Source organism: Pontibacter sp. T17, from assembly GCF_057219875.1.
In genome coordinates this window covers 965,840-990,195 of sequence record NZ_JBXVVW010000001.1, presented here as the reverse complement: position 1 = coordinate 990,195, position 24,356 = coordinate 965,840, and the positions used below count along the sequence as shown (strand labels likewise).

Below are 24,356 nucleotides of genomic sequence, written 5' to 3'. Positions count from 1 at the left end.
CAGGACGGGCTGAATCAGCCAATCATAAGCTTATAGCCGATGCCATGGACGTTCATGAGGCGCACAGAGGCGTCGGCAGAGAGGTATTTACGCAGCTTGGAGATGAAAACATCCATGCTCCGGGCATTGAAGTAGGAGTCATCGCCCCAGATTTGCTTGAGGGCAAGGTCGCGGCGGACGACGGCGTTGGGATGCTGGCTGAGAAGACGGAGCAGATCGGCCTCGCGGGAGGTGAGGGTCTGTTCTTCGGCGGCGCCTTCAGTGCTGGCATACTGCAGGATGCGGCGTGGGTAGTCGAAGAGATAGCGACCGATACGGTACTGCTCGGTATCGGCCTCGGGGAGGTCTACCGTTCCCTGCTTGCGGTCTTTTGCGCGGCGCATGATGGCCTTAATGCGCATGAGGAGCTCTTCCACCGAGAACGGCTTGGTGATGTAGTCATCACAGCCGGCCTGGAAGCCTTCCAGTTTGTCTTCCACACGGCCACGGGCGGTGAGGAAGATGATGGGCGCATCCTGTTGTGAGGCGCGGATGTCGCGCGCGAGGGTGAAACCGTCCTTCTTGGGCATCATGACATCCAGGATGTAAAGGCCGAAGGACTCTTTCTGGACCTGTTGCCAGCCTTGTTCGCCATCTTCGCAGCGTACCACGCTGAAGCCTTTCATTTCCAGAAATTCCTGGAGGACACTGCCGAGGTTGGGATCATCCTCTACCAGGAGAACGTGAGTTGAATTCAGGACGTCTTTCATTTTGAGTGGTGAGTGAGTAAGTGTTATGCTGTCAACAGCGGGAGGGTGATTTCAAAGCGGGAGCCCTTTCCGAGCTCGGAGCGCACCTCGACGTTTCCGCCGTGTGCCTGAACCATGGACTTAACGTAAGCGAGGCCAAGACCGAAGCCTTTGACGTCGTGCCGGTTGCCGTTGGGAACTCGGTAGAACGACTCGAAAATGTGCTTCATCTGGGCTTCGGTCATGCCAAGGCCGTGGTCTTGAACGTATATCTGGATGACACCGCCAAAGCTTTGGGTGGTAATCTGGACCCGCGGGGCATCAGGGCTGTACTTGTTGGCGTTGTCGAGAAGGTTGAAGAAGATGTTGGAGAGGTGCAGGGGGTCGGCCATGATGCGGGTCTGCTTGGCGTTGAGGCGGGTTTCAAGGGTGCCGCCACGCTTCTCAATCTGGAGCCCGACCTTCTGAATGGGTGCGAGAAGTATTTCGTGTATGTCTATCTCCTGCATTTGGAGTTCCGCCTGACCGCGCTCTATCTGGGCCATCTGGAGCACGCGCTCAACCTGTCCTTCAAGGCGTTTGTTCTCCTCCTGGATGATACGGATGTAGCGCCCCATCTTATCAGGGTTCTGCTGCACTATGGGTTCGCGCAAGGCCTCTGACGCCAGGGAGATAGTAGCGATAGGGGTCTTGAACTCATGCGTCATATTGTTGATGAAGTCAGTCTTCATGTCGGAGAGCTTCTTCTGTTGCAGGATTGTGCGGACAGTATAGGTGAAGCCGAAGACGATAAGGATGATGTAGATAACCGACGAACCCAAAATCCAACGAACGCTTTCGAAAATGACCTGTCCCCGTGTAGGAAAGGTGATGTTGAGGAAGTAGTTGGCTGGGCGGACGTCGTTGGGGAAGAGGCGGGCGAGGTAGGCGCGGGTATTGTTGGGATTGACTGTGGCGGGAACTGTGTTGTCGACCAGGCGCACGGAGCCACTGCCTTGTGTGATGGAGAAGATGAAGCCAGCGTCTACGCCATGGCTTGTGAGTTCCTGCTGAATGATTTTGTGGAGTGCCGCAGTATCTACCCGCTGGGAAATGGGCTTTGGGCTGAGGAGCATCTCGCGGAGCTTGTCATTAAGCGTCCGCAGGCGACTGTTAAGGCGCTCAACTTCCTGCTGTGACTGAGCGCTGCCCCGGACCTGCTGCGCGCGGCGCCGCACATCGGCTTGGTTGGCAATGCTGCGGGAAAGCGATGAACTGCCGAAGAGATCGGGGTCGTCGGCATTGATACCCGCCCGGATGTCGGACTGTGTGGTGACGTAGAAGCTGAGCGAGTCGGGGTTGGCGGTGGGCAGGCTGGAGGTGAGGTTGCGGCCCTCGGTGCGCGCCCGACTGGCGATGACCTCTGGTGAGAGTGGCTGAGGACCAGGCTGTTGCCCAGGCACCACCTGCATCTTGACGGACGTATCGACGCCGATGATTTTACCATCGCGGACCTGATAAATACCATTGGAGCCGGCATAGAGGGTAACGCGCCCCGGCGGCGTGGGTATGACTGGCGGCTTGGCCTTTGGTGATGCCACGAAGTAACGGGTGGCCGTATCGGGATCAGGGGAAAGGAGAGACGCTGCGCGGTCGCGGGCCTCCTGGGCTTCGAGCCGGGCTATGACAGCATGAACAGCGGACTGCACGGCGAGATCGAACTGGGACTCGCGAAGCTGAATGGCGTTGCGCACCCAGTAGAGCTGGATGGACATCAGTCCGATGAGGGCTGCTGACATCAGGCCCACGACGAGCCAAAGGATGCGCTGATTCATGTAAGTTCGGGCGCTGTCTAAAAAGTGCCTTAGCGCCCGTTAGGTACAAATAACTGTTAAAATAAACGCAGCCCCAAGGGGGCTGCGTCTGTGTTAGGATAAATTAACAGAGCAAAGCGGCTGTAGGTCAGCGCAGTGCCTGTTCCGTTAACATTTGTTACTCAGATTTACTTCCAATCGAAGGTTTCGAGGAAGCGGGTAGAGAACTCTCCGCGGCGGAAGCGTTCATCCTTCATGAGGGCCTTGTGGAAGGGAATGGTTGTCTTGACGCCTTCTACGATGAACTCGTCGAGGGCACGCGCCATCTTGTCGATGACTTCCTCGCGGGAAAAAGCAGACACAATGAGCTTGGCGATCATGGAGTCGTAGTAAGGCGGGATGACGTACCCTGCGTAGACGTGCGTGTCTACACGAACACCATGGCCACCGGGCCGATAGAAGTTGGTGATTTTACCGGGGGAGGGGCGGAAGTCGTTGTAGGGGTCCTCGGCATTGATACGCACTTCCATGGCGTAGCGCTCCTGCGGGAAGTATGCCTTGCCGGAGACGGGGATACCCGCAGCGACTTTGATCTGCTCCTTGATGAGGTCATAGAAGAAGATCTCCTCGGTAACCGGGTGTTCTACCTGGATACGGGTGTTCATCTCCATGAAGTAGAAGTTGCCGTGCTTGTCGACGAGGAATTCGATGGTGCCAGCGCCTTCGTAGTTGACCGACTTGGCGCCCTGTACGGCGGCATCGCCCATCCGCTTGCGGAGCTCGGGGGTGAGGGCCGGGCTGGGCGACTCTTCGACGAGCTTCTGGTGGCGGCGCTGGATAGAGCAGTCGCGCTCGGAGAGGTGGCAGACGTTGCCAAACTGGTCGCCAACAACCTGAATCTCTACGTGACGGGGCTCCTCAATGTACTTCTCCATGTACATGCCGTCGTCGCCGAAAGCGTTCTTGGCTTCCATGCGGGCGGCATCCCATGCAGCCTCAAGGTCGTTTTCGCTCCAGAGAACGCGCATCCCCTTGCCACCACCCCCGGCGGTAGCCTTCATGATGACGGGGTAGCCGATTTCCTTGGCGATTTTACGGGCATGTGAGAGATCCGTCAGGAGACCATCGGAGCCTGGCACAACGGGAACCCCTGCTTTGCGCATGGTTTCCTTGGCAGTAGCCTTATCGCCCATGGCATCAATGATGTGTGGGGGCGAACCGATGAACTTAATGCCATACTCCTGGCAGATAGCGGAGAACTTGGAATTCTCAGACAGGAATCCGTAGCCAGGGTGAATGGCGTCAACGCCCGTGATTTCGGCAGCGGAAATCAGGTTGGGGATGTTGAGATAGCTATCCTTGCTGGCAGGAGGGCCAATACAGACGGCTTCGTCAGCGAAGCGGACATGCAGGGAGTCCTTGTCGGCGGTAGAGTACACGGCTACCGTCTGGATGCCCATTTCGCGGCAGGTTCGGATAACGCGCAGAGCGATTTCGCCGCGGTTGGCAATCAGGATTTTCTTGAACACGGGCGGAGGAGATAAGGTGTGTTACTTCGACAGCTCCACAACGAAGAGGGGCTGGTCGTACTCCACCGGCTGTGCGTTCTCGACAAGGATCTTGACGATTTTGCCGGAGACTTCGCTCTCAATTTCATTGAAGAGCTTCATGGCCTCGATGATGCAGAGGGTTTGGCCAGGCGAAATGACATCGCCCACCTTTACATACGCTTCCTTGTCGGGAGACGAGGACTTGTAAAAGGTACCGATCATGGGGGACACGATGGTGTGAAGGTTGGCACCGGAGGGGATTTCGGCCGCAGCAGCTGCCTGTGCGGGTACGTTTTCACCGCCAGTAGCAGCTGACTGTGCTACAGGGGCCTGCACCTGCACCGGCAGGGAAACGGGCACCTGTACAGCCTGAGGAGCCGATACGTATTCAACAACAGCGCCTGCGCCGGGAACGGCGCGCTTGATTTTCAGTTTAAACTCGCCGTCTTCAAGCTCCACCTCGGTGAGGTCCGACTTGTTTACGAAACGAAGAATCTCTTGTACCGACTTGAAATCCATGAGTCTGTGCGATTGGGTCAGGGTTTGAGTTTCAGACGGAAAGGAGCAGCACACGGGGGCAAACAGCTGAGCCACAACCGGTGGCCTGCTCCGGCCCAATTTGGTCAGGGCGTGAAGATACGGAAAAAAGCCAGTGCCAAGTGTTTGGCAGATGGCTAGTGCCTGCGGAGATAATAATGAAGGGCGGAGCGCAGATGCCCAGAGAAGGGGACGCGTGCGAGGTAAGAGCCACGTGCGGCATCGAACTGGAAGAGGCTGTCCTGACGCTGATAGAGGATTCGGGAGCCCTCGAAGTCCATCTCAAAGCGGGAGAGGGTGTCCGTGAGAGCGGTGATGTCGGTTCGGCGGGTGGAAGTGAGGAGCCGGACAGGACGAAGGAACTCGCGGCCGAAAAGCGAGCGGAACATGTTGGAGGGCTGGTACTGCCGGGTATTGGCCTGAGGCACTCCGGCAGGATTGTCGAGGCCATAGCCCAGGGGATCCACGGTGTGAATGGCCAGATCGGCGTTGACGGGATTGCCGTCGGGCGTGGAAACGATGAGGAAGCGGCCGCCGGAGTTGAGGCTGAGGGAAGCGGCGGCACGGGTGAGCGTGTACGAAGCCAGCTCGGTGATGGCGGGCTCTGAGAGCAGGAGTGCGCGCCCTTTGCTGAGGGCGTCGTTGCCGACGACCAGGTACTTGGCGGTCTCAGAGTAGGCGATGAAAAGGGGCGTCCAGTCGAGATCAAAGACGCGGACGGGGGTGGCCGAAGCGGCGGTGAGCTGGATGAAAGCTACTTTGCGGGCGGTGCGGTTGAGAATGAGCAGCGACTCGTTGCCGCGGCAGATAGCGTCGGCGACGAACGGGAGGGCGAAGGTACCACGCACTGCACCGGAGACGGGATCGGCGACGACGAGGCGAGGACTGGCGGAGTCGGCCAGTAGGAGATTATCGCCATCGAGGGCCATAGCGGCCGGAGCCGTTACGCCCGCCCGGAGATGGAAGTCGGGCTGATAGCCCTGTGCGGGAGACAGGGCATCAAGGTGGAGCCCCCCACTCCGCTGCACCAGCAGCAGGCTGGCCTTGTACTCGGGCACATACTGGGCGTCGTCGTCGAAGGCATCACAGCCCGCCAAAAGAAGCGTAACGAGCAGGAAGCCAACGAGCCTGAAGGAGCGCATACGGCAAATATATCAGATGGCCCACTTCAGGTAAGACGCACCCCACGTGAAGCCGCCACCGAAGGCAGCGAGCACGAGGTTGTCGCCTTTCTTGAGACGATCCTGCCACTCGACGAGACAAAGCGGAATGGTAGCGGCGGTGGTGTTGCCGTACTTCTGGATGTTGACCATCACGCGTTCGGCGGGCAAGCCCATGCGTTCACGGGTGGCATCGATGATGCGGAGGTTGGCCTGGTGCGGCACCAGATATGCGACGTCTTCAGACTTGAGGTTGTTGCGCTCCATGATGGTAGCGGCTGCCTCAGCCATGCCCGTGACGGCATGCTTGAAAACGTGCTTACCATCCTGGTAGACATAATGCTCGCGGTTGCGGACGGTGTCGATGGAAGCGGGCTTCTGGCTGCCCCCGGCCTTCATGTGAAGGAACTGGCGGCCTGAGCCGTCGGTGTAGTGGCAATAATCTACCAGGCCCAGCCCCTCTTCATTGGGCTCAAGGAGGACGGCACCGGCCCCATCGCCGAAGATGATGCAGGTGTTGCGGTCCTGATAGTCAATGATGGAGGACATTTTGTCGGATCCGATGACGAGCACTTTTTTGGCGCGGCCCGACTCGATATAGGAAGCCCCGGTAGCGAGCGCAAAGAGGAAGCCAGAACAGGCGGCACCAACGTCGAAGCTCCAGGCACGCTTGGCTCCCAGCTTATCGGCGACGATATTGGCCGTAGCAGGGAAGACCATGTCGGGGGTCACGGTGGGGACAATGATGATATCAATGTCCATGGGAGAGATACCGCGCTGCTCAAGGGCGCGCTGGGCGGCGATGACGGCCATGTCGGAGTTGGTACGACCTTCTTCGAGGATACGGCGCTCGAAAATACCCGTACGCTCGCGGATCCACTGGTCAGAGGTGTCCACCATCTTTTCGAGATCGGCGTTGGAGAGGACACGCTCAGGTACGTAACCGCCGAGGGCGGTGATGGCAGCGGTGATTTTGGGGGACATTCGCGAAAAGAGAAACGCCCGATGACATCGGGGTTTGCAAAAGTGAAAAAAAACGGTGGGAGTTGTACACCCCCACCGTCATTATACGATTCGTGACCTACCGGAAAAGACTTACTGCTCGGCGAATGCGCGGGCAATTTTCTCAGTAAGGTTGCTGCGAACGATTTCTATCGCGCGGAAAATCATGTTGTGGAAAGCCAGCGGGCCGGAGATGCCGTGGCCTACCATGATGGTGCCCTTAACGCCGATGATGGGCAGGCCACCAATCTGTTCGAAGTTGAAGGCTTCGATGTCGGGGTCGTTGGGGAGCTTTTCCTTCAGGAACGGGTAGAAAGACTCACCGAACTTGAGGAGGATGTTGCCAGTGAAGCCGTCTACTACGTAGACATCGGCCATGTCGCGGTTTAGGTCGCGGCCCTCGGCATTGCCCACAAAATTAATGCTGGGGTTCTGCTCGAAGAGCTGGAATGCTGCCTGCGCCACCTGATTGCCTTTGCTGCGCTCTTCACCAATGTTGATGAGCGCGACGCGGGGCTTGTCGATGCCGAAGACGTTCTGCATGAACACCGAGCCGATGAGACCAAACTGTACCAGTTGCTCGGGCTTGCAGTCGGTATTGGCGCCGACGTCGCAAATCATGGCATAGCGGCCTTTGTGGGGGTACAAGGCGCCAATCGTAGGGCGGGAAACGCCCTCGATGAGTCCGAGACCCAACACACCGCCCACCATGAGGGCACCAGTATTACCGGCGGAGACGTAGGCGTCGAGGGTGCCTTCCTTCATCATGGAGAGTCCGATGGCGATGGAAGAGTTCTTCTTGGCCTTGATGGCCATCGCCGCGTGCTCGTCCATGGAAATGGCTTCGCCAGCGTGCGCTACGGAATAGCGCTCGTGGGAGGCAGGCAGACCCTGTCGCTCGAGTTCGGCCAGGATGATTTCCTGGTCGCCCACGAGGACGAGTTCCACGCCGGATTCCAGTGCGCTAAGGGCGGACTTGAGACCGCCGATGGGGGCATGGGGCCAGTGGTCCCCGCCCATCACGTCAATGCCTATGCGCATCGGCCGGGGGGATTACTCGTCGGTACCTTTCATCACCTGGCGGCCACGATAGTAGCCACTCTCGAGGCAGACGCGGTGGTAGGCAGTGGCCTGGCCGCTGGTCTCGTCGATGTAGAAGGGCTTGACCTCCAGCTTGTCATGCGTGCGGCGCTTGTTGCGGCGGCTGACGGAGTGGCGTCGTTTGGGATTTGGCATTGCTCTACTCGAAAAAAGGGCTGTAAAGGTACGATTAGTTTCCGGATTCGCGCAGCTTTTTGAGTGCGGCCCACCGGGGGTCTAATTCGTCAATTGATTCTTCTTCCTGATTTTCAGCAGGTTGAGTTTGTTCTTCGTCAGAAAGATACTGACGAATATGGGGCGGGCAAATGTCGCCAGGGCAGCCTTCGGGGAGGCGGCGCATGGGAATCTGCAGTGCGATGTAGTCGTAAATGTCCTGCGTGAGGTCGAGGTGCTGCTGCTCGCGGGGCAGATAGGCGACGTCGTCCATCTCCTCGGTTTCCTTTAGGGAGGTGTCGTAGGAGTAGACGATGCGGGCATCGGTGTCGATGGCGTAGCCAAAGGGCTGCAGGCAGCGGTCGCAGGCGAGGGTAAGCGCCCCGGCGATGTCCATGCGGAGATCGATAAGGCGGGTGTTCTTGCTCAGGCGGATGTTGACGGCAATATCAGCGTCGTCGACCAGCTGTTCGGGGTACTGGGCAAAGAACGCCGCCCCGACATGGAAGTCGAACGTATGCTCACCGTCCTTGAGACGGTGCACATCGATACTGTAGGGGTTGGCTGCCACGGCCTGAGGGGAGGAGTGGGGCACTGCCGTGTGAGGGCGGTGCTGTTTTTCAATTCAGACCGCAAAAATACATAAACAATTGTAACTGCAATGTTATGGGTAGGCTGTGTGTAAAATAGGTGTGCGGCGGGCAGGCGAAAAGCGGAATTTAGAGGGGATGTTGCAGCGCAAACGGAAGCCTGAAGCCCTGACGACGGCCGACATACGGCGGGCGCTGTACCGCTATTGTGGCTTTCAGGAGCGAAGCCCCGGCGATGTGCGCCGCAAGCTGCATGAGCTGGGCGTGGCTGCCGAGCACCACGCCGCCTGGATGGAAGAATTGCGCGAACAGCAGTTTATAGACGAAGAGCGTTACGCGCGGCTGTTTGTACGGGGCAAGTTTGGCGGGGCCCGGGGCTGGGGCCGCATCAAGCTGCGGTATGCCCTGCGCGAAGACGCCATACCGGACAGCGTGATCGAGATTGCCCTGGCCGAGGAAATAGACGAAGCCGACTATACTGCCACGCTGGACAAACTACTGGCCGCCAAGAACCGCACCCTGGCCCCAGACATTACCCACCGCGCCCAGCGGCTGGCGCAATACCTGGCACAGAAGGGCTATGAGCACGGGGAAATAGCGGCGGCGCTGAAACGAATTGATGCGGAAACGGATTTCCTGTAGGCTGTTCCTCTCCCCTACTCCCCTCCTTATATAGTATGACCTATCCGATACAGGCGCGGCTGGCACAGGCCCACACCGGACACACCGATGCTGTTTATAGTGTGAGCGGCATAGGCGAAGGCCGGTTTGTAACGGCGGGCTCGGAGGGGGTTGTGGCCCTATGGCAGGCCGGCAGCGCGCGCGACGGCGACGCCCTGATGAAAGGCACCGCAGGCATCTACACCACACTGGCCGCAGATAATGGGCAGGTGCTGGTGGCAGGCCAGCTGGATGGCGGCCTGCATTTCTACAACCTGACTGGGCGGAAGCTGCTGAAGAGCGCACAGGCGCACAGGGGCAGTCTGTATGACCTGTGCGAACTGCCTGGCCGACAACTGGCGGCTGTGGGCGGCGATGGCCTGCTGACGCGCTGGGACCTGGACACGCTGGAGTGCACGCTGAGCCTACAGGTGTCGCCGGTGGGGCTGCGGGCGGTGGCACTGTCGCCGGACGGACAGCTGCTGGCTGTAGCAGGGCAGGACCAGCAGATACGCCTGTACGATGCCGCCACGCTGGCACCGCTGTATCAATGGACAGCCCATGAGGGCACGGTATTCACGCTGGCCTGGCACCCGGAAGGCTGGCTGGTGAGTGGCGGCCGTGATGCCCGGCTGAAAGCCTGGGATGTGCGCACGCCCGGCACCCCGCTGCACGACATCGTGGCCCATCTGTTTGGCATACACCACCTTACGTTCTCGGGCGATGGGAAGTGGCTGGCCAGCGGCAGCATGGACAAGAGTCTGAAGCTGTGGCGCAGCAGCGATCTGAAGCTGGTGAAAGTGGTGGACACCCGCCGCCACCCCGCCCACACCAGCAGCGTGAACCGCGTGCTGTGGCTGCCCAAACACCCCGAAGATGTGGCCTATGGTGTGGTCACAGTGTCCGACGACCGGCAGGTGCTGGAGTGGCAGGTGGAGTTTGGCGAAGGGGTGTAGGTTTTTCGGAATCAGGTTGGTTTACAGGAAGAGTGGCACATTCTTGCGGGAAATGATTTTCAGGCAATGATCCCATACCCAAAGACACATTCCCGATATACCCAAACCGCATTTGCTGAAGCCCCAAAATTCTAGTGGGACGGCACCTAAAGACTGGTCCCCAGTTATGTAGCTTACGCCCTGAGCTTAACGACTGGCGGCAAGCCGCCAAAGGTAGATTTCTCAGGAAGGCTGCGCCAACCTTCGAAATGACGTGCTCTTACCTTCAATCGGCCTTGTTGAAGACGCTGGGGAGATTTCTTCGCTGCGCTCGAAATGGCCGCAAACCGGCGGATATGGGCCTTCTGCGAAGGCCAAAGGTAGCCCCGATAAATCGGGATGAGCCAATTTCTCAGGAAGCCCCGATGGGGCAACCTTCGAAATGACGTGCCTTTTATCAAAGCATCGGGAGATGTGCGGCCACAACCTCACTGGCTGGCGAGGAGGGCGCGGAGGGTGTCGAGGGTGTCGGCTTCGGTGGCGGGCTTGTCGGTGCGCCAGCGGAGGATGCGGGGGAAGCGCACTGCGATGCCGCTCTTGTGGCGGGCGCTGAGCTGGATGCCCTCGAAGGCGAGTTCGAAGACGAGTTCGGGGGCGACTGTGCGGACGGGACCGAACTTCTCGCGGGTGTTGCGGCGGATCCAGGCGTCGACTTTGCCGATTTCCTCATCTGTGAGGCCGCTGTAGGCTTTGGCGAAGGGGACGAGCGTGGGTTTGCCGTCGTCGCTGGGGCCCCAGACGGCAAAGGTGTAGTCGGTGTAGAGACTGGCACGGCGCCCGGTACCCCGCTGGGCGTAGACGAGCACGGCGTCGAGAGTGAAGGGCTCCACTTTCCATTTCCACCAGTCGCCGCGGCGACGGCCAGTGCCATAGGGGCTGTCGAGGCGCTTGAGCATGAGGCCCTCGGCGAGGACGTCGCGGGCGGCCTGCTGGCGCTGGGTGAGCGCGGGCCAGTCGGGGGCAGTGACCGCAGGACTGGGCAGGAGCGGCAAGCCGGGGGACAGCTGGGCACAGAGATCGAGCAGGAGCTGGCGGCGGCGGCGCAAGGGCTGGTCGCGGAGGTCCTGCCCCTGCCACTCGAGGAGGTCGTAGGCGACGAGGCGCACGGGTACCTCGGCCAGCAGTTTGGGACCCAGTGATTTGCGGCCCAGTCGGCGCTGGAGGTCGGCGAAAGTGGCGGGGCCGCTGCCCCACCCTGTCGGAAATGCTTCGGGGTCGGGCGCCGGTGCTGGCTTCCAGGGCAGGAGCTCGCCGTCGAGCACGGTGCCGTCGGGGAGATGGGTAGCCAGCGCGGCCATTTCGGGATACGACTGCGTGATGAGCTCCTCGCCGCGGCTCCACAGAAAGTGCTGGCCCTGCCGACGGATGAGCTGAGCCCGGATGCCGTCCCACTTGTACTCGGCCAGCCACTGGGAGGGGGTGCCGAGGTCGTCGAAGGGGACGTCGAGGGCGTAGGCGAGGAAGAAGGGATAGGGACGGCTAATGTCTACGGTCTGGGCATCGGGGGCGAGGAGACTGGCGAAGAAGTGGGGCGTTGGCTGCCAGTCGCCCATGAGGCGATGGGTCAGCAGGGCTTCGGGCAGGCCGGATGCCTGTGCCAGTCCTTTGATAACGAGCTGCTGGCTGACACCGACGCGGAAGCTGCCGCCGATGAGCTTGTTGAACAGGAAGCGTTCGGGGCGGGAGAGCTGGGCCCAGGCGCGGGAGACGACGGCCTGCTGCTGGTCTTCGGGGAGGTCGCGGAGGGGGGCGATGACGTGCTCCATCCAGTGGTGGAGGGGCGGGGGCTCTGCGGTGGGAGGTGTGGGCGGCTCGGTGAGGAGGGCGAGGGTTTCGCCGAGGTCGCCTACGGCGTCGTAACACTCGTCGAGGAGCCAGTCGGGGATGCAGGCGGCCTGTGCGGCCCAGCGGCGGAGGAGCGTGGTAGACACCGGGCGGCGCAGGCGGCGGCCAGAGAGCAGGGACAGCGTCCAGACGGCATCGGCAGGGGCGGCGGTACGGAAGTAATCGGCGAGGAGGGCGGTCTTCTCGCGGGTGCGGGTGGTGGCGTCGAGGGCAGCGTAGAGCGCAGCGAAAGACCGCATGGGGAGGGGGGAGTTACATTATTCTAAGCGTGCAGTCTGCAGGTCGTTTAAAAAACTCTCAAAATGCGGAAAGCAATCATGAGAATGAGAGGCCAAATCAGCAAAAACAGAATCCCTACTTAATTGCCCATTATACCTAACTTGATAAGTTTGTACAATATTTGATACAAAATAATTAAAAAAATCTAATTCAAATTTACCCCTAAAATTGCACTTATATTCAACCTTATTAAACGTATTTAATATTTCTTTTAATTCACTAAACCTTAGTTTTGTCGTTTTTAAAAAAGATCTGTCTTTACCCTTAAATATCCTAAGTATTTGATTTTTTTGATTTTTTTTCAAAAATTCAATTCTGCCATCATTACAATACTTAAATAGTTCACAAAAATTCACATTGTCAATCACCGGATTCATGCGATTATTTTTGAACAAGCACAATATTGAAAAAAATAATTTAGAATTTCTCCAAACAAAATCAATGTCATTTTTGTACTTTTCGATAAATAAATCAACAGTAAGACCACGCCCCTGGAAGCCAGAAAACTTGTAATAAAAAAAACTTTTCAATAAATCATCTGAAAGTAGATGATTCTCAATTGAATAAAAAGCAGTTACATAAAGTCTTTTCGAGTGATCACTAGAAAAATTACTAAAATCCTTATCAACACAAAAACAGTAATCAAATGAGGGGCTCACTGAGGAAGCATGCTCGAAAAAATGGCAAATATCAATAACATTCTTAATACCAGACAAACAGTAATATGATACTCTTTTTCTCAAAACACGTGTAATAATACCATTATAAACAAGATGATCATGCTTCCCCTCACTGAAGAGGAAAAAAACATCATTATCTCGAAGAATATATTGACGATAATACTCAGCAGAAATATTAGTTAGTCGTAACATAAAATCAGCTCTTGATTCATCATGTTTCTGAGCCGGAAAGAATTCAGTATTTGCAATAGCCATATTAAACTGATTTTACGTACTTTGATATTGAATTACTAAAAATAAATGGGGAATGAGTAACCACAATTAAACCTTTACAAACATCCAAGTTAGCAATATCTTGAACAAATTTATTCTGCCACTCAACAGAAAGAGACAATTCCGGTTCATCAATAATGATAAAGAAATTATCACCGTCACTTAGAAGTAGCCTAGCAAATAATGATATCAATTGCTTTTCACCAGATGACAGATCATTTAAACTAATCATGTAATCACCATCACTATTTTTCGCTTTAACAAATATCCTAAAACTAGAAGGGTCATAGTATATTTCTTTGTTTTCTAAGTATGAATTTATAATTTCAACATAGCGATATATTTTCTCTTCACTTTTTTTTATTGAATCAAAAATGTTATATATCTTATTAATTAAGTATATTTTTATTCTATCAATCTCACTTTTATTCTCGTTAGCATCATCATAGCTCCGGATCATAACAAGTAGTTTTGATTTCTCTTCTCTACCTAAATGACTATCTTCAATTCTGTCAAGTAAAGCACTAAATGATTCGTAGTTTATTCCGCTACTAAGTTCAGAGACATTTAGAATAAGAGCATCATCTCCAACAATATCTTTAATCAACTCACCAACCAATTCCTTTTTAATTTTATCACTCAGCAATTTTTTAATAACTTCACCTCTTTCTACAAAAACTTTCTCAATATCATCCATTCCAAACCCAATAAACTCATAAAAAGTTTCAGATTGCCATTGAGAAAGTACGCTTCTTGATACCGTACTATCCTGCTTAATATACGGAAATATATACCCAAGATTTTTCTCAATCCTTCTATAAGTTGGCAGGAATAGCATCTGAATTCCTTTAAATTCATCTTTAACATGACCCAGATTCTCCATTATATGAACATCCAATAGCCTAATTACATCATACAGCATTTTATTATCCTTTGCATACCTAATCTCATAATAATCATCCCAATCACTATTAACCAAAAAATTATCTTCATTCATGCTAAATTTATTGTATAGCTTATCTACTTCATATTGCGCCCTGTTAAGCAACTCAGAAGGAATTCTTCTAGTATTCATAGATTTGACTTTTTTATATGACTCATAAATATCAACTCTTCGTACTTCAAGAGACCCACTATCGCCAATGTTAATAATAATAGATTCGAAATTATAGTTAAGTAGTTTTATATACTGTCCACTCAAAAAATTAAAAATCATGCTTACAATGGTAGTTTTACCATATCCATTTTTTGAGACGAGAATCAGTTTGTTATCAATCAACTTTAATGTTCGAACTTTTTCACTACCATTAAGGCCGTGAATATCGACTTGCTTTAGAATCATATTATTGGATTTCATGCAATATATGAAAGTTCACTGTACCTCTATTCCCATGAAGTGGAAAAAAGATGCGGCGGCGGGGAGGGCGAAGCGGGCTTTGCGGAGGCGGTTGGTGGCGGGGTTGATGCTGTAGCTGTGGGCGGTGCGGAGATCGGCTTTGTCGAGGGTGGTGTCCTCGAAGTGGGCGTCGCGGAGGTCGGTGTCGGCGAAGGTGGACTGGGAGAAGTCGGCACGGCCGAAGTCGGCGTTGTGCAGGGTGCAGTCGGCGAAGCGGGTGCGGGGCAGCTTGCAGCCCTCGAAGCTGGCGTAGGTGAGGTTACAGGCGCGAAAGGTGAGCTCGTGCGAAAGCTTATCGAGGTGCAGGAACTGCAGGCCGACGAGCTTGGAGTGCTCAAAGGTGCAGCGTACGAAGCCAGTGCGGTAGAGAGTGGCGTTGGCGAGGTTGCAGTGGGCGAAGGTGCAGTCGATGAACTGATACTCGGAGAGGTCGGCGCCGGAGAGGTCGCAGTGGGAGAAGGTACAGCCCTCGTAGATGGCAGGCTCCAAGGGCTGGGCGGGCGTGAGCTGGCTGTAGGTGCGGTCGGCGATGAGCGGGAGACTCATAAAATATAAGGTATGGACGGGCTGCATGATAGGTAGCGTGCGGGCCTGGGCGCAAGCTATTGGCCGTTAGGTTTTGTTGTGAGGGGCTTAACCTTCCTTGGGTTGTGGGGGGAATCGGGATGGCGGAATTTTGTACTGAGCAATCCAGTGGGCATTGCAAAAGCCCTTTTCAAACAACAGACAGCAAAGGGTGGGGTTTCCCACCCTTTTTTTGTGTTGAGAGGGAAAACTTCGTGAAAATGAAGGGAAAACAGCGGACGGTGCAACCTTTTGGCCAACGGGACCGTCTTTGACCTTCTGCGGCGGGAACATTTGGCTAATCTGCTGTTTATCAATTCATAACACGTTAAGATTTCTTCACTTGGCTTAACGTTCGTTGGGTTGTCGGCGGACGAAAGACCGCACAACTTGCGACTGTATTCAACGGACAACACGCCGGAGCATACAAACTGAAAGTCTCTCACTTACTCACGCTACTCAAAATGAAAACGTTTTTCAAAGGTGCCTTCCTGCTGGTGATGCTGGCAGTGGCAAGCATTCAGGTTCAAGCCCAGGTAAACCAGGTTGTGGTTATCGAGGAAATGAAGCTGAACAACCCGAGCCAGATGACCGAATATCTGGCGTCGCTGAAGCAAAACTGGGTGAAAGTAGCCCAGGAAGCCAAGAGCCGTGGCCTTGTTTCGGACTACAAGGTGATGGTTCGCCCGAACACCCGCAACAACGAGAGCTACGACGTAGCCCTGCACCTGGTGTTCGCCTCGGCTGAAAAGCAGTTCCAGTACGAAGCCGAGCTGAAAGAAATCATGGCTGCTGCCCTGCCGAACGGCGCTGTAGAGGTAGAGGGCAAGCGCCCGCAGGACCTGGCTACCCGTACGGGCCGCCATGTGAATGCCGAACTGAGTACGACGTCGCTCTAAGACGTCGTCGCATGGAGTTGGAAAGTGGGGGTTGGCCAAGCCAGCCCCCTTTTTTGTGCCCAACTGAGAGTCGTCAGCCGACAGTGACAAACGAAGGCGCGGGCAAACTGCGTTAGTTCAGGGTGCGGGAATGTTCCCGTGCCTATACTTGTGTCTATGAGCCGCTACTACGTACAACAACTATATACGAGCTGCCTGGCCGAGGCAGCGTATTATATCGAGAGCAATGGCGAAGCGGCCATTGTGGACCCGATGCGCGAGACCGAGCCGTACCTGGAGCTGGCCGCGAGCCGCGGGGCGAAGATCAAATACATCGTGGAGACGCACTTCCACGCCGACTTTGTGTCGGGCCACCTGGACCTGGCGCGCAAGACGGGTGCCACCATCGTATACGGCCCCACGGCCCAGCCAGCCTTTACGGTGCATGTGGCGCAGGAAGGCGAAGAGCTGAAGCTGGGGGACATTGCCCTGAAAGTGCTGCACACCCCCGGCCACACCCCCGAAAGCAGCTGTTTCCTGCTGCTGGACGAAACCCGCACGCCGCAGGCCGTCTTTACGGGCGACACCCTCTTTGTGGGAGATGTGGGCCGGCCAGACCTGGCGGTAAAGTCGGACCTGTCGCAAGCCGACCTGGCCGGGATGCTGTACGATTCGCTGAACCGGCACATCAAAACGCTGCCCGACCACGTGGTGGTGTACCCGGCGCACGGGGCAGGGTCGGCGTGTGGCAAGAATATCGGCAAGGAGACGCACAGCACTATTGGCATCCAGAAGCAGACGAACTACGCGTTACAGGACATGAGCCGCGAAGCTTTCATCGCCGCAGTGACCGACGGCCTGAGCGCCCCACCTGCCTATTTCTTCTTCGACGCGAAAGTGAACCGCGAAGGTTACAGCAGCCTGGACGAAGTGATGGCCAGCAACCTGCAACCGCTGCAACCCGGTGAATTTGAGGAAGCCCAAACACAGGGGGCGCTGGTACTGGACTGCCGCGAGCCCGCCAGCTTTGAAAAAGGCTTTGTGCCCGGTGCGCTGAACATTGGTCTGAATGGCCAGTATGCAGTGTGGGTGGGCACGCTGATACCGACCGACGCACGCCTGCTGCTGGTGGCCGAGCCCGGCAAAGAAGCCGAAGCCGTGCTGCGCCTGGCGCGGGTAGGCTATGAGAACGTAGTTGGCTACCTCGACGGCGGGATGGACAGCTGGAAAGCCAGTGGCCGCGCCGTGGACGAAGTGAAGACGCTGACGGCGGAGGAGTTTGCGAAGCGTGTAGACATGAAGCTGGGCTGGGTGCTGGACGTACGCAACCCCAGCGAATGCGAGAGCAACGGTGTAGTGCCGGTTGCACAGCTGCTGCCGCTGGGCCAGCTGGAAGCGCGCATGAGCGAAGTGCCCACGGGGGACACGGTGCTGATTCACTGCGCGGGAGGTTATCGGTCGATGATAGCGGCGAGCCTGCTGAAGCGCAAGGGCATTCACAACGTGGTGAACATCGGCGGTGGGTTTGGCGCCATCAAGCAGACGAGCTGTCCGATTGTGCAGCTGGCGACGGCCTAAACAGGCTGTCCCCTTCAGGCTATACCCCCTTGTTTCTGCGGAAGCAAGGGGGTGTTCGTTTGGGGGGGGGGGAGGGTTATTACTGATTACCTTTAGATGAGCCCAAACCTCCCAACCTCGTCTGCATCCTTAAATTGTTTATTGCAGCATCAATGTCTAAACCTTTTGACATATTAGACCACTCTGACCAAAAATCAATTGTGGAACTCCTAGGCTTGCAAACTGGCAACCTTAGTTTTATCCGCGTAGGCAATAATGTTGCATCTCCTGCAACAATAGACTCTCCAATATCGAGACTTGGCAACATTTCAAGCAGACTATTTAAACTCTCAGGCAAGACCTGCTTAACAGTGTTTTGATCAGCCTGATTTGTTAATCTCAAACTAATAATATTGTTACACTGACTAAGTATAGTAGTACTTACATCCGAGGGGCGTTGACTAACAACGAATAATCCAATTCCATATTTTCGCCCCTCCTTGGCAATCCTTTCAAACTGTTCAACTGCTCTCCGCTCTACAGGACTAACATTAGCACTAGAATTTGGCATATACAAATGTGCCTCATCACAGACTAAAAGTACCGGATGTCTTAATCCATTCACGGAATCACCTGAACTCCAAAACTGCACCTGAAAAATCAAACGACTAACCAAACCTACAACAACTGGCAAAACATCTGTTGGCACTTCAGAAAAATCTATCACTTTAATACCTCCATTAAAAAGCCCATTGTTTCCGACTCCAAGTAATCTTTTCATTATAAAATTCAGAGAATCGAAATCCATCATTTCATTCGGTATATTGTATAGAAATGAGTATCTTTTGTCGGTACTCTTAGCCTTCATCCGCATGATTAATCTATTCAATTTTCCATGCAATGGGCCCTTTTCTGTCTTAGGCTGTCCTTTTTTATCTCCAGAAACATAATTTTCACCAGTTTCAATCACTTCATCATTTTTTCTTATGAGTGAATGTACTAAATCATGGAAATTATAAGGAACAGGTGTATCGATTGTAACAAATTCAGCAAGATCTTCCTTGCCTAAGGCTTTTAATCTTTCAGCCTTTAAATCTAAAACAATATCATAGAGAGCCACCGCTTGATTGGGTGCATTATCACTAGACCTATCAATAAACAATGAAAGCATTTCTTCAAAATTCAACAGCCAAAAAGGAACATACAAGCTATGTCCACTAGCATCATCTTCGTTTATTCCAGCGATTCTAAGCTGTGTAGCAAATTCAAGTGTATTATACTCACCGTGTATATCAAATAAAATAATATTCGTAGAGGAGAGCTGGGCGGCCTGCTCCAAAATCATTGCCACTGCATAGGATTTACCAGAACCAGTACTCCCTAATAAGGCAGCGTGTCTCTGGAAAAGTTTGTTGCCATCTAGGTAAGCATGCGCTTTATCGTCAAGTGCATAAGCCCCTATCGAAAGTGGGAATTTCCCCGCTTCACCAGCGGTTCTACTAATAATTGACATAAAGCTTGCCAAATTTTCACCCTCTAGTGGGTAAACAGGTCGATCAATCTCAGGCAAAGAAAATACAGCTCTTGTAAAAAAATCCGCCTGCTGCTTATGTCTGCTTCTGTACGTTCCGAGTAGCTTTATCAGTAACCCATTTTCTTCTATTGGGATAAATTGCGCATTATCATCCTCATCCAAAGAATCTTGAAATTGTCTTGATATTTCTACAGGGTGTCGCCATATTTTTTCTACAATTCCAATTACCCACTCATCACCAATAGTTTGGGTAACTGCAAGTCTTCCCACTCTTGTTCTACCTAACCCGTCGGAGCTAGTCACACGTACATAAACTGAAGCAGTCTCAACACGACGGACTGCACCAATAGAGTCTTGTGCAGAAAAATCAAAAATTGACATTTTATTTCAGTAAAGAAGTGAAAAAATGATCAAGCCTCCATATAGGTTGCTCGAATTTAATTAAAGAACCCTGATAAGTACAAATAGCGCCTTCACCACTTTCTTGAATTAAGATAATGTTTAAAGGAGAAGATGACACTAAATCGTATATGCTAGCAGTTGGCTCTTTAGCAATAATAAGAACTTTCATTCCTTTCTTTATTTTACCTATAATATTTTGCTGCAAATGTCTATCATTAAAACCGTAACCAATTGTAACGAGCGAATCAAGCTTACCAATCGCATCATTCATTTCACTACGTATTGAATCAATACTATAATTTGTTACTGACTCAAAATACTTTGTCGGGCCTGGTATTACAATCATTCTTTTACAGCTACGTGGCAGAAATAATGATTCGATAAGCCCATTATCAGTATTAGACCATAGCAACGATCCATGAGGCTTAAATAGTCTAACAGATTTAATTACGCATCTCTTTTCACCAGAGTTTAATTGCTGCCTGTAATAATTTTTGAAAATGGGCCTACCTTCTCTAAAAGCCCTAATTCCAAATCCATCAAAACCAGTATCAACTGGTATCATAGCAACATCACAAAAAAATTCAATAAGATAGTCATAATTAGTAGTTACAATAGAGATAAAATCTGCGTTTTGAGGCATTCCAGCGTAAAGCCATTTAAGAAATTTAGGGAAGGCATCAAGCCAAACAGACTCGCCAATTAATTTTTGATTGATTACATTCTCACATTCACCTAGAATGTAGTCTTGGACTATCTCTCTTATGGTATCCTGAAGCCGTGTATCTACTTGAGAGTTGGGCTGTAGCTCTTCCAAGCCGCTTTCAAGATTCTCACGAATTTTATGACATACTGATTGCCATCTTTGATATGCATCTGTATCGCCTTTGAGCCTTATTGGGCACTCATTCTCAAGATGTCTAGCTAGCTGCCCCATACTTGGCAATCCGTATCCACATGAAAAGCCAGAACCCACTACAAGTCCTACCCTGGTTCTAAACAAAGATTGAATAGCCTCAAAAGCCTCATTCCGCAACACTTCATCTTCTTCACTAGTTGCCATGAACAAAAATAATTGCCAATAATACTGCCAATTATATCAAGAATTTTAGACAAAAACCAGCCACTGCATGAGGGGCTGGGCGTGGCAGGCGAGCGAGAGGCCGTTGTCGGAGAGACCGAGGAGCAGGCCTGCGACCTGGCCTTCGGGCGTGAGGATGAGCGAGCCGGAGTCGCCGCCAGTGGAGGTGCGGCCATCGTGCCACTGGATAGCGAAGAGCGGACTGTAGCGCACCTGCATGCCGGAACCGGGCAGGAGAAGATCCCAGGTGGCGGGGGCCTGTACCACTGTGCCGGTGAGATAGCCCGACCTGCCCAGCCAGCCCTGTACGGCACTGCCGGGGGACAACTGCCAGTCGGGCATGGGCCATGACAGCGCAACCGGAGGCCAGAGGGCGCTCGTCAGCGAGACATCGACAGTGAAAAGAGCAGCGTCGAGGGGAAGCGTAGCGCCCGTCCAGAGGTTGGTCGCAGCCAACACCCGCCCTATGGGCTTCTCGGTTTTGGCACTGAAGACACGGGTACCGAGCGGCATGTCGCTGTAAGGCAGCAGTACATGTGCATTGGTGAGGCCCACACGCATACCCGAGCCCGGCAAAGAGAAAATACCCCCAAGCGACCCCTTAAGTGCTGGACGGGAATAGATAAGCATAATCAGCGACTGCTGCGGCGGCTGGCAGCCAGATGGAACAGGTTGACATCCACCGCGATGAGCAGCCCCAGGCGGTGGGAGTTGGCGGTCTCTTCTACCCCACTGACCGCCACCCGCCGCAGGCGGGGACTGTAGGAGTAGCCCCCACCGATGACAATGGGTGTGTTGGGGACGTGCCAGAGCAGCCAGGCACCGGGGGAGAGCACCTGATCGAAGCCGATCTGGGGGTCGGCGGCAGTGGCCTCGTCGGCGGGAGGGGTGAAGGCATTGGCAACGCGGTAGTTGAGAAGGGCCCCGAGGTCTAACACCTGGGCGAAGATGCCGAAGGTGGGCGCTTTGTCCCGACGGCCGAGGCGGAAAGAATACTCCAGACCAACGGGCAGCGCCACCGCAGTGTAATATCCCGGCCGGGTGATGTCGCCGGCAGAATTGCCCAGCCCTTCCCAGCCAGCGGAGATACCGGGGAGCAGGGTTACAGAGAGTGTCCAGGGCGTCTGCTGCTTGATGCGCCAGCTGCCGAGGGGTTCGGCGGCAAGCTCGAGGGCCTTGCGGGCGGCATCGGCATCCTTGGCCATGAGGAGGTCGGCGGCAAGGGAGCCGTAGCGGCGGAGGAAGCTGGCAACAACCTTTAGCTGCAACTGCTTCACGGCATCGTCTTTAATGGCAGGGGTCTGCGCTAGACAATCGAGCAAGGCCAACGACCCGGTAAGCACGGTGCCATACTGTTGCAGCTGAACCCCACGGGTCATCTGCTGAATGGCTACAAGGATGGGGCGTACTTGGGCGTAGGTGCTGTTCGGTTTCTGGTCGGTGTCGCGTTCGGCCATCCAGGCCTCCATACCGTCGCCCAGCACAAGGATGGATTCCGTCATTTCAGCCAGCAGCAGCGTAATACGCTCTGTCTGCGGCAGACCCTGTAATTGGGGCAGCCTGCTGGTGCGGGTGTTCAGTTCCTGCATCAACTGAATGACCACCGCCCGATGCCGGGCAATCCCTTCTTCCGTTGTGTAAAACAGCTTTTTGGCGAGGGTGTATCGTTCCAAGTCGGCCGAGGCGAAGGTTTCGGCCACCACTGCCTTTATGAAAAAGGCCCACTCGGAAGGGGGCATGTCCAGCAGGCGCTGCGGGTTTTCCATGGAAAAACTGCCGCCCTCGAAGCGGAGCAACGCTCTGGCGAACCCGTTTGCCAGCATGAAGTGGTAGTGAAAGGGTGTGCGCTGCTGAACTCCGCGCTGCTGAAACTGCAAGGCCATCATGTTGAGGGCGTCGAGGGGTGAATTCTGGGAACGGTAGGCATTCCAGCCGGCATTGAGGTCGAGCAGGGTGGTCCGAAGTGGGTGCGTCTGGGGCACCCTGTCTACCGCCCACGGGATGAGATTGGCGGGCAGGGCGTCGAGGTCTGACTGGAAGGCGGCTTTCCAGACGACCCCATTGGAGAGCGGCGGGCGCTGGGTGGGGTCGTAGAGGAGCTGCCAGGTGGCCGGCATCATGAGCCGGGCATCGGTAGAGCAGTCGGCCGCCCAGTGGTCGAGCAGCACGTTGAGCAGTTCTTTCTGGGCACGTTCAAGTGCGAAATCGGTGAGGCCATACAGGATATTGGAGAGCACCGCCCCGCCTGCCAAACCGGCCTGACCGGTCCCCTTATTGCCGCCAGACGCTGCCCTGTCCTCGTCCAGAAGAGCAGCAGCACTGCGCTCATTCTCCAGCACAAGGCGAAAGGCCTCGGGGCTGGCAGTCATGGAAGAGAGCCGGGACTGGATAGCACTAACCACCTTGTATACAGACAGATAGAAATCCAGCGGCCGCCCCGGCCCTCCCGCTCCTTTTCCCGACCGCCCATCATCAGGTGCTTTCTCTGGTCTCTTTTCAGCAGCAGTAGATGAGGCCGCAGGCCGCACATTCTCAGCGCTGGGGAACGGCTGCTGCCGGGCAAAGGACGACAAGGCACCAGCGGCCAGCACGGCACCCAGAAAGAAGGAGGCAAAGACACGCATGGGAGTAGGAGCGTCAGAAACTTTTGCCAAAATATCCATAGCTTCGGTTGCAATACGCCTCATTTCGGTTAAAAAGCTATGGACCATGCCCAGGTTTTAAGTGTACTGCTGATCGGTGGCCTGGTGGGTGCCGGGGGCCAGGTGGTGCGGATGATTGCCGGCCTGAAGAAGTATTACGAACAGGCTGAAGCCGTAGGCGATGCCGGGTTCAGTGCGTCGCGGCTGCTGATCAGCATCCTGATTGGCTTCTGCGCCGGGCTGCTGCTGGCTATCGGGCTGGTGGTGGGCAGCGACCCAGCGACCATCACTACAAAGGAACTGCTGCTGGGTGGGCTGTCGGCGGGTTATGCCGGCACCGACTTCATCGAGGGTTTCATGCAGAAGCAGAGTGCGCTTTCGGTGATGGCCGAGCGCAACAAGGCAGTGAGCAAGGCCGCGCATGGCTTTCCAGTAACTGAGGACAAGCCCACGAGAGACGCCTGATTACATGAGCAGGCTGAGGCCGAACCCCACCACGCGGTCGACGGCTTTGGCGGCGTCGGCGGCTTTGCGGACGGCATCGGTGGCGGTGCGGCTTCCTACCCTTGCAGCCTCTGCCTCTCTAACAGCATACTGAAGCGCCCTGAGCGCAGCAGCATATTCGGCACTTGTGGCATCGAGCTGCTTTCGGATGACTTCTTCCCAAAGAAGCATGAGAATCTTGATCATGCTATTGAGGCGGCGCTGGTCGTCGGGGCTCTGCTGCTCCAGCATGAGTTTCTGGAGTTCGTTGACCAGGTCCGAGAGGGTGCCACGCAGTGTTTCCATGACAGAGAGAGCGTTATGAGCAGAAGTTGATGCAAACATCGGTGGGAAAACGGGCAGAAAAACGGGGAGGCGCTACGACTTTTCCACTAGGCCAATTGCGGGAAGCCGGGGAGGGAGTATATTTGTTTAGCGGTGGTGTACAAAGCCGCCAAAACTGGATCCGACCT

The 24,356-nt window shown here is 54.6% G+C and carries 23 protein-coding genes; 5 read left to right on the top strand and 18 right to left on the bottom strand.

From position 1 onward, the window contains the following. Nucleotides 1–14: 14 nt before the first annotated feature. The 9 genes from AC2D8O_RS04530 to AC2D8O_RS04490 all read right to left on the bottom strand — a co-directional run bounded on the left by AC2D8O_RS04530 (nt 15) and on the right by AC2D8O_RS04490 (nt 8,595). Nucleotides 15–749 (bottom strand): response regulator transcription factor, encoded by a 735-nt coding sequence (locus AC2D8O_RS04530; protein WP_484677606.1) that lies wholly within the window; start codon nt 747–749, stop codon nt 15–17. Nucleotides 750–772: 23 nt separating this feature from the next. Continuing rightward, nucleotides 773–2,542 carry a sensor histidine kinase gene (locus tag AC2D8O_RS04525; RefSeq protein WP_484677605.1) on the bottom strand — a complete coding sequence of 590 codons (1,770 nt, stop codon included), beginning with the start codon at nt 2,540–2,542 and terminating at the stop codon, nt 773–775. 167 nt (nt 2,543–2,709) lie between these two features. Continuing rightward, nucleotides 2,710–4,050, bottom strand: coding sequence for an acetyl-CoA carboxylase biotin carboxylase subunit (accC, locus tag AC2D8O_RS04520; protein ID WP_484677604.1), 1,341 nt, complete (start codon nt 4,048–4,050; stop codon nt 2,710–2,712). Nucleotides 4,051–4,071: 21 nt separating this feature from the next. Beyond that, nucleotides 4,072–4,590, bottom strand: a complete 519-nt coding sequence (accB, locus tag AC2D8O_RS04515) for an acetyl-CoA carboxylase biotin carboxyl carrier protein (protein WP_484677603.1) — start codon at nt 4,588–4,590, stop codon at nt 4,072–4,074. Between the two features lie 155 nt (nt 4,591–4,745). Then, nucleotides 4,746–5,750, bottom strand: a complete 1,005-nt coding sequence (locus AC2D8O_RS04510) for a YncE family protein (RefSeq protein ID WP_484677602.1) — start codon at nt 5,748–5,750, stop codon at nt 4,746–4,748. Between the two features lie 12 nt (nt 5,751–5,762). Next, a complete protein-coding gene (locus tag AC2D8O_RS04505; protein WP_484677601.1) occupies nt 5,763–6,752 on the bottom strand; it encodes a beta-ketoacyl-ACP synthase III in 990 nt (329 codons plus the stop codon). Nucleotides 6,753–6,863: 111 nt separating this feature from the next. Continuing rightward, on the bottom strand, nt 6,864–7,811 hold the full coding sequence (gene plsX / locus AC2D8O_RS04500) for a phosphate acyltransferase PlsX (RefSeq protein ID WP_484677600.1): 948 nt from the start codon (nt 7,809–7,811) through the stop codon (nt 6,864–6,866). Nucleotides 7,812–7,823: 12 nt separating this feature from the next. Beyond that, nucleotides 7,824–8,006 (bottom strand): 50S ribosomal protein L32, encoded by a 183-nt coding sequence (gene rpmF, locus AC2D8O_RS04495; protein WP_484677599.1) that lies wholly within the window; start codon nt 8,004–8,006, stop codon nt 7,824–7,826. Between the two features lie 34 nt (nt 8,007–8,040). Then, nucleotides 8,041–8,595: a YceD family protein gene (locus AC2D8O_RS04490; protein WP_484677598.1), complete on the bottom strand. Its 555-nt coding sequence runs from the start codon at nt 8,593–8,595 to the stop codon at nt 8,041–8,043. A 157-nt stretch (nt 8,596–8,752) separates the two neighbouring features. Between AC2D8O_RS04490 and AC2D8O_RS04485 the strand changes: the two genes are divergently transcribed. Together AC2D8O_RS04485 and AC2D8O_RS04480 are read left to right on the top strand one after the other, a co-directional pair. Beyond that, the gene (locus tag AC2D8O_RS04485) at nt 8,753–9,256 is read left to right on the top strand and encodes a regulatory protein RecX (RefSeq protein ID WP_484677597.1); all 504 of its coding nucleotides are present in this window, start codon (nt 8,753–8,755) and stop codon (nt 9,254–9,256) included. 35 nt (nt 9,257–9,291) lie between these two features. Continuing rightward, complete coding sequence (locus AC2D8O_RS04480; RefSeq protein WP_484677596.1) at nt 9,292–10,230, top strand: WD40 repeat domain-containing protein; 939 nt, start codon at nt 9,292–9,294, stop codon at nt 10,228–10,230. 467 nt (nt 10,231–10,697) lie between these two features. Here AC2D8O_RS04480 and AC2D8O_RS04475 read toward each other — a convergent pair whose 3' ends face one another. The 4 genes from AC2D8O_RS04475 to AC2D8O_RS04460 are packed head-to-tail and all read right to left on the bottom strand — an operon-like array spanning nt 10,698 to nt 15,288. Beyond that, on the bottom strand, nt 10,698–12,353 hold the full coding sequence (locus tag AC2D8O_RS04475; protein ID WP_484677595.1) for an ATP-dependent DNA ligase: 1,656 nt from the start codon (nt 12,351–12,353) through the stop codon (nt 10,698–10,700). Nucleotides 12,354–12,371: 18 nt separating this feature from the next. Further along, entirely contained in the window at nt 12,372–13,328 is a 957-nt protein-coding gene (locus AC2D8O_RS04470; RefSeq protein WP_484677594.1) for a DUF4435 domain-containing protein, read from the bottom strand. A gap of 1 nt (nt 13,329) precedes the next feature. After that, nucleotides 13,330–14,703, bottom strand: coding sequence for an AAA family ATPase (locus AC2D8O_RS04465; RefSeq protein ID WP_484677593.1), 1,374 nt, complete (start codon nt 14,701–14,703; stop codon nt 13,330–13,332). A 15-nt stretch (nt 14,704–14,718) separates the two neighbouring features. Beyond that, nucleotides 14,719–15,288 carry a pentapeptide repeat-containing protein gene (locus AC2D8O_RS04460; protein ID WP_484677592.1) on the bottom strand — a complete coding sequence of 190 codons (570 nt, stop codon included), beginning with the start codon at nt 15,286–15,288 and terminating at the stop codon, nt 14,719–14,721. A gap of 482 nt (nt 15,289–15,770) precedes the next feature. On the opposite strand from AC2D8O_RS04460, the gene AC2D8O_RS04455 reads away from it, so the two are divergent. Next, entirely contained in the window at nt 15,771–16,205 is a 435-nt protein-coding gene (locus tag AC2D8O_RS04455; RefSeq protein WP_484677591.1) for a hypothetical protein, read from the top strand. A 156-nt stretch (nt 16,206–16,361) separates the two neighbouring features. Then, complete coding sequence (locus tag AC2D8O_RS04450; RefSeq protein WP_484677590.1) at nt 16,362–17,762, top strand: MBL fold metallo-hydrolase; 1,401 nt, start codon at nt 16,362–16,364, stop codon at nt 17,760–17,762. A gap of 79 nt (nt 17,763–17,841) precedes the next feature. Here the strand turns inward: AC2D8O_RS04450 and AC2D8O_RS04445 are convergent, their stop codons facing one another. Genes AC2D8O_RS04445 through AC2D8O_RS04430 form a run of 4 tightly spaced genes read right to left on the bottom strand, consistent with a single transcriptional unit; the run spans nt 17,842 to nt 23,445 of the window. Continuing rightward, nucleotides 17,842–19,656, bottom strand: coding sequence for an ATP-binding protein (locus AC2D8O_RS04445; protein ID WP_484677589.1), 1,815 nt, complete (start codon nt 19,654–19,656; stop codon nt 17,842–17,844). Nucleotide 19,657: 1 nt separating this feature from the next. Next, complete coding sequence (locus tag AC2D8O_RS04440; protein WP_484677588.1) at nt 19,658–20,740, bottom strand: SIR2 family protein; 1,083 nt, start codon at nt 20,738–20,740, stop codon at nt 19,658–19,660. 45 nt (nt 20,741–20,785) lie between these two features. Continuing rightward, complete coding sequence (locus tag AC2D8O_RS04435) at nt 20,786–21,388, bottom strand: S1 family serine peptidase (protein ID WP_484677587.1); 603 nt, start codon at nt 21,386–21,388, stop codon at nt 20,786–20,788. Nucleotides 21,389–21,390: 2 nt separating this feature from the next. Further along, the gene (locus AC2D8O_RS04430) at nt 21,391–23,445 is read right to left on the bottom strand and encodes a hypothetical protein (RefSeq protein ID WP_484677586.1); all 2,055 of its coding nucleotides are present in this window, start codon (nt 23,443–23,445) and stop codon (nt 21,391–21,393) included. Nucleotides 23,446–23,460: 15 nt separating this feature from the next. On the opposite strand from AC2D8O_RS04430, the gene AC2D8O_RS04425 reads away from it, so the two are divergent. After that, nucleotides 23,461–23,865, top strand: coding sequence for a hypothetical protein (locus tag AC2D8O_RS04425; protein WP_484677585.1), 405 nt, complete (start codon nt 23,461–23,463; stop codon nt 23,863–23,865). On the opposite strand, the gene AC2D8O_RS04420 is transcribed toward AC2D8O_RS04425, so the two are convergent. Further along, nucleotides 23,866–24,189 (bottom strand): hypothetical protein, encoded by a 324-nt coding sequence (locus AC2D8O_RS04420; protein WP_484677584.1) that lies wholly within the window; start codon nt 24,187–24,189, stop codon nt 23,866–23,868. Nucleotides 24,190–24,356 lie beyond the last annotated feature (167 nt).

Coding starts and splice junctions, on each gene's coding strand:
- AC2D8O_RS04530 (WP_484677606.1), bottom strand. CDS start 749: ATGAAAGACGTCCTGAATTCAACTCACGTTCTCCTGGTAGAGGATGAT.
- AC2D8O_RS04525 (WP_484677605.1), bottom strand. CDS start 2,542: ATGAATCAGCGCATCCTTTGGCTCGTCGTGGGCCTGATGTCAGCAGCC.
- accB (WP_484677603.1), bottom strand. CDS start 4,590: ATGGATTTCAAGTCGGTACAAGAGATTCTTCGTTTCGTAAACAAGTCG.
- AC2D8O_RS04510 (WP_484677602.1), bottom strand. CDS start 5,750: ATGCGCTCCTTCAGGCTCGTTGGCTTCCTGCTCGTTACGCTTCTTTTG.
- AC2D8O_RS04505 (WP_484677601.1), bottom strand. CDS start 6,752: ATGTCCCCCAAAATCACCGCTGCCATCACCGCCCTCGGCGGTTACGTA.
- plsX (WP_484677600.1), bottom strand. CDS start 7,811: ATGCGCATAGGCATTGACGTGATGGGCGGGGACCACTGGCCCCATGCC.
- rpmF (WP_484677599.1), bottom strand. CDS start 8,006: ATGCCAAATCCCAAACGACGCCACTCCGTCAGCCGCCGCAACAAGCGC.
- AC2D8O_RS04485 (WP_484677597.1), top strand. CDS start 8,753: ATGTTGCAGCGCAAACGGAAGCCTGAAGCCCTGACGACGGCCGACATA.
- AC2D8O_RS04480 (WP_484677596.1), top strand. CDS start 9,292: ATGACCTATCCGATACAGGCGCGGCTGGCACAGGCCCACACCGGACAC.
- AC2D8O_RS04475 (WP_484677595.1), bottom strand. CDS start 12,353: ATGCGGTCTTTCGCTGCGCTCTACGCTGCCCTCGACGCCACCACCCGC.
- AC2D8O_RS04470 (WP_484677594.1), bottom strand. CDS start 13,328: ATGGCTATTGCAAATACTGAATTCTTTCCGGCTCAGAAACATGATGAA.
- AC2D8O_RS04465 (WP_484677593.1), bottom strand. CDS start 14,703: ATGAAATCCAATAATATGATTCTAAAGCAAGTCGATATTCACGGCCTT.
- AC2D8O_RS04460 (WP_484677592.1), bottom strand. CDS start 15,288: ATGAGTCTCCCGCTCATCGCCGACCGCACCTACAGCCAGCTCACGCCC.
- AC2D8O_RS04455 (WP_484677591.1), top strand. CDS start 15,771: ATGAAAACGTTTTTCAAAGGTGCCTTCCTGCTGGTGATGCTGGCAGTG.
- AC2D8O_RS04450 (WP_484677590.1), top strand. CDS start 16,362: ATGAGCCGCTACTACGTACAACAACTATATACGAGCTGCCTGGCCGAG.
- AC2D8O_RS04445 (WP_484677589.1), bottom strand. CDS start 19,656: ATGTCAATTTTTGATTTTTCTGCACAAGACTCTATTGGTGCAGTCCGT.
- AC2D8O_RS04440 (WP_484677588.1), bottom strand. CDS start 20,740: ATGGCAACTAGTGAAGAAGATGAAGTGTTGCGGAATGAGGCTTTTGAG.
- AC2D8O_RS04435 (WP_484677587.1), bottom strand. CDS start 21,388: ATGCTTATCTATTCCCGTCCAGCACTTAAGGGGTCGCTTGGGGGTATT.
- AC2D8O_RS04430 (WP_484677586.1), bottom strand. CDS start 23,445: ATGAGGCGTATTGCAACCGAAGCTATGGATATTTTGGCAAAAGTTTCT.
- AC2D8O_RS04425 (WP_484677585.1), top strand. CDS start 23,461: ATGGACCATGCCCAGGTTTTAAGTGTACTGCTGATCGGTGGCCTGGTG.
- AC2D8O_RS04420 (WP_484677584.1), bottom strand. CDS start 24,189: ATGGAAACACTGCGTGGCACCCTCTCGGACCTGGTCAACGAACTCCAG.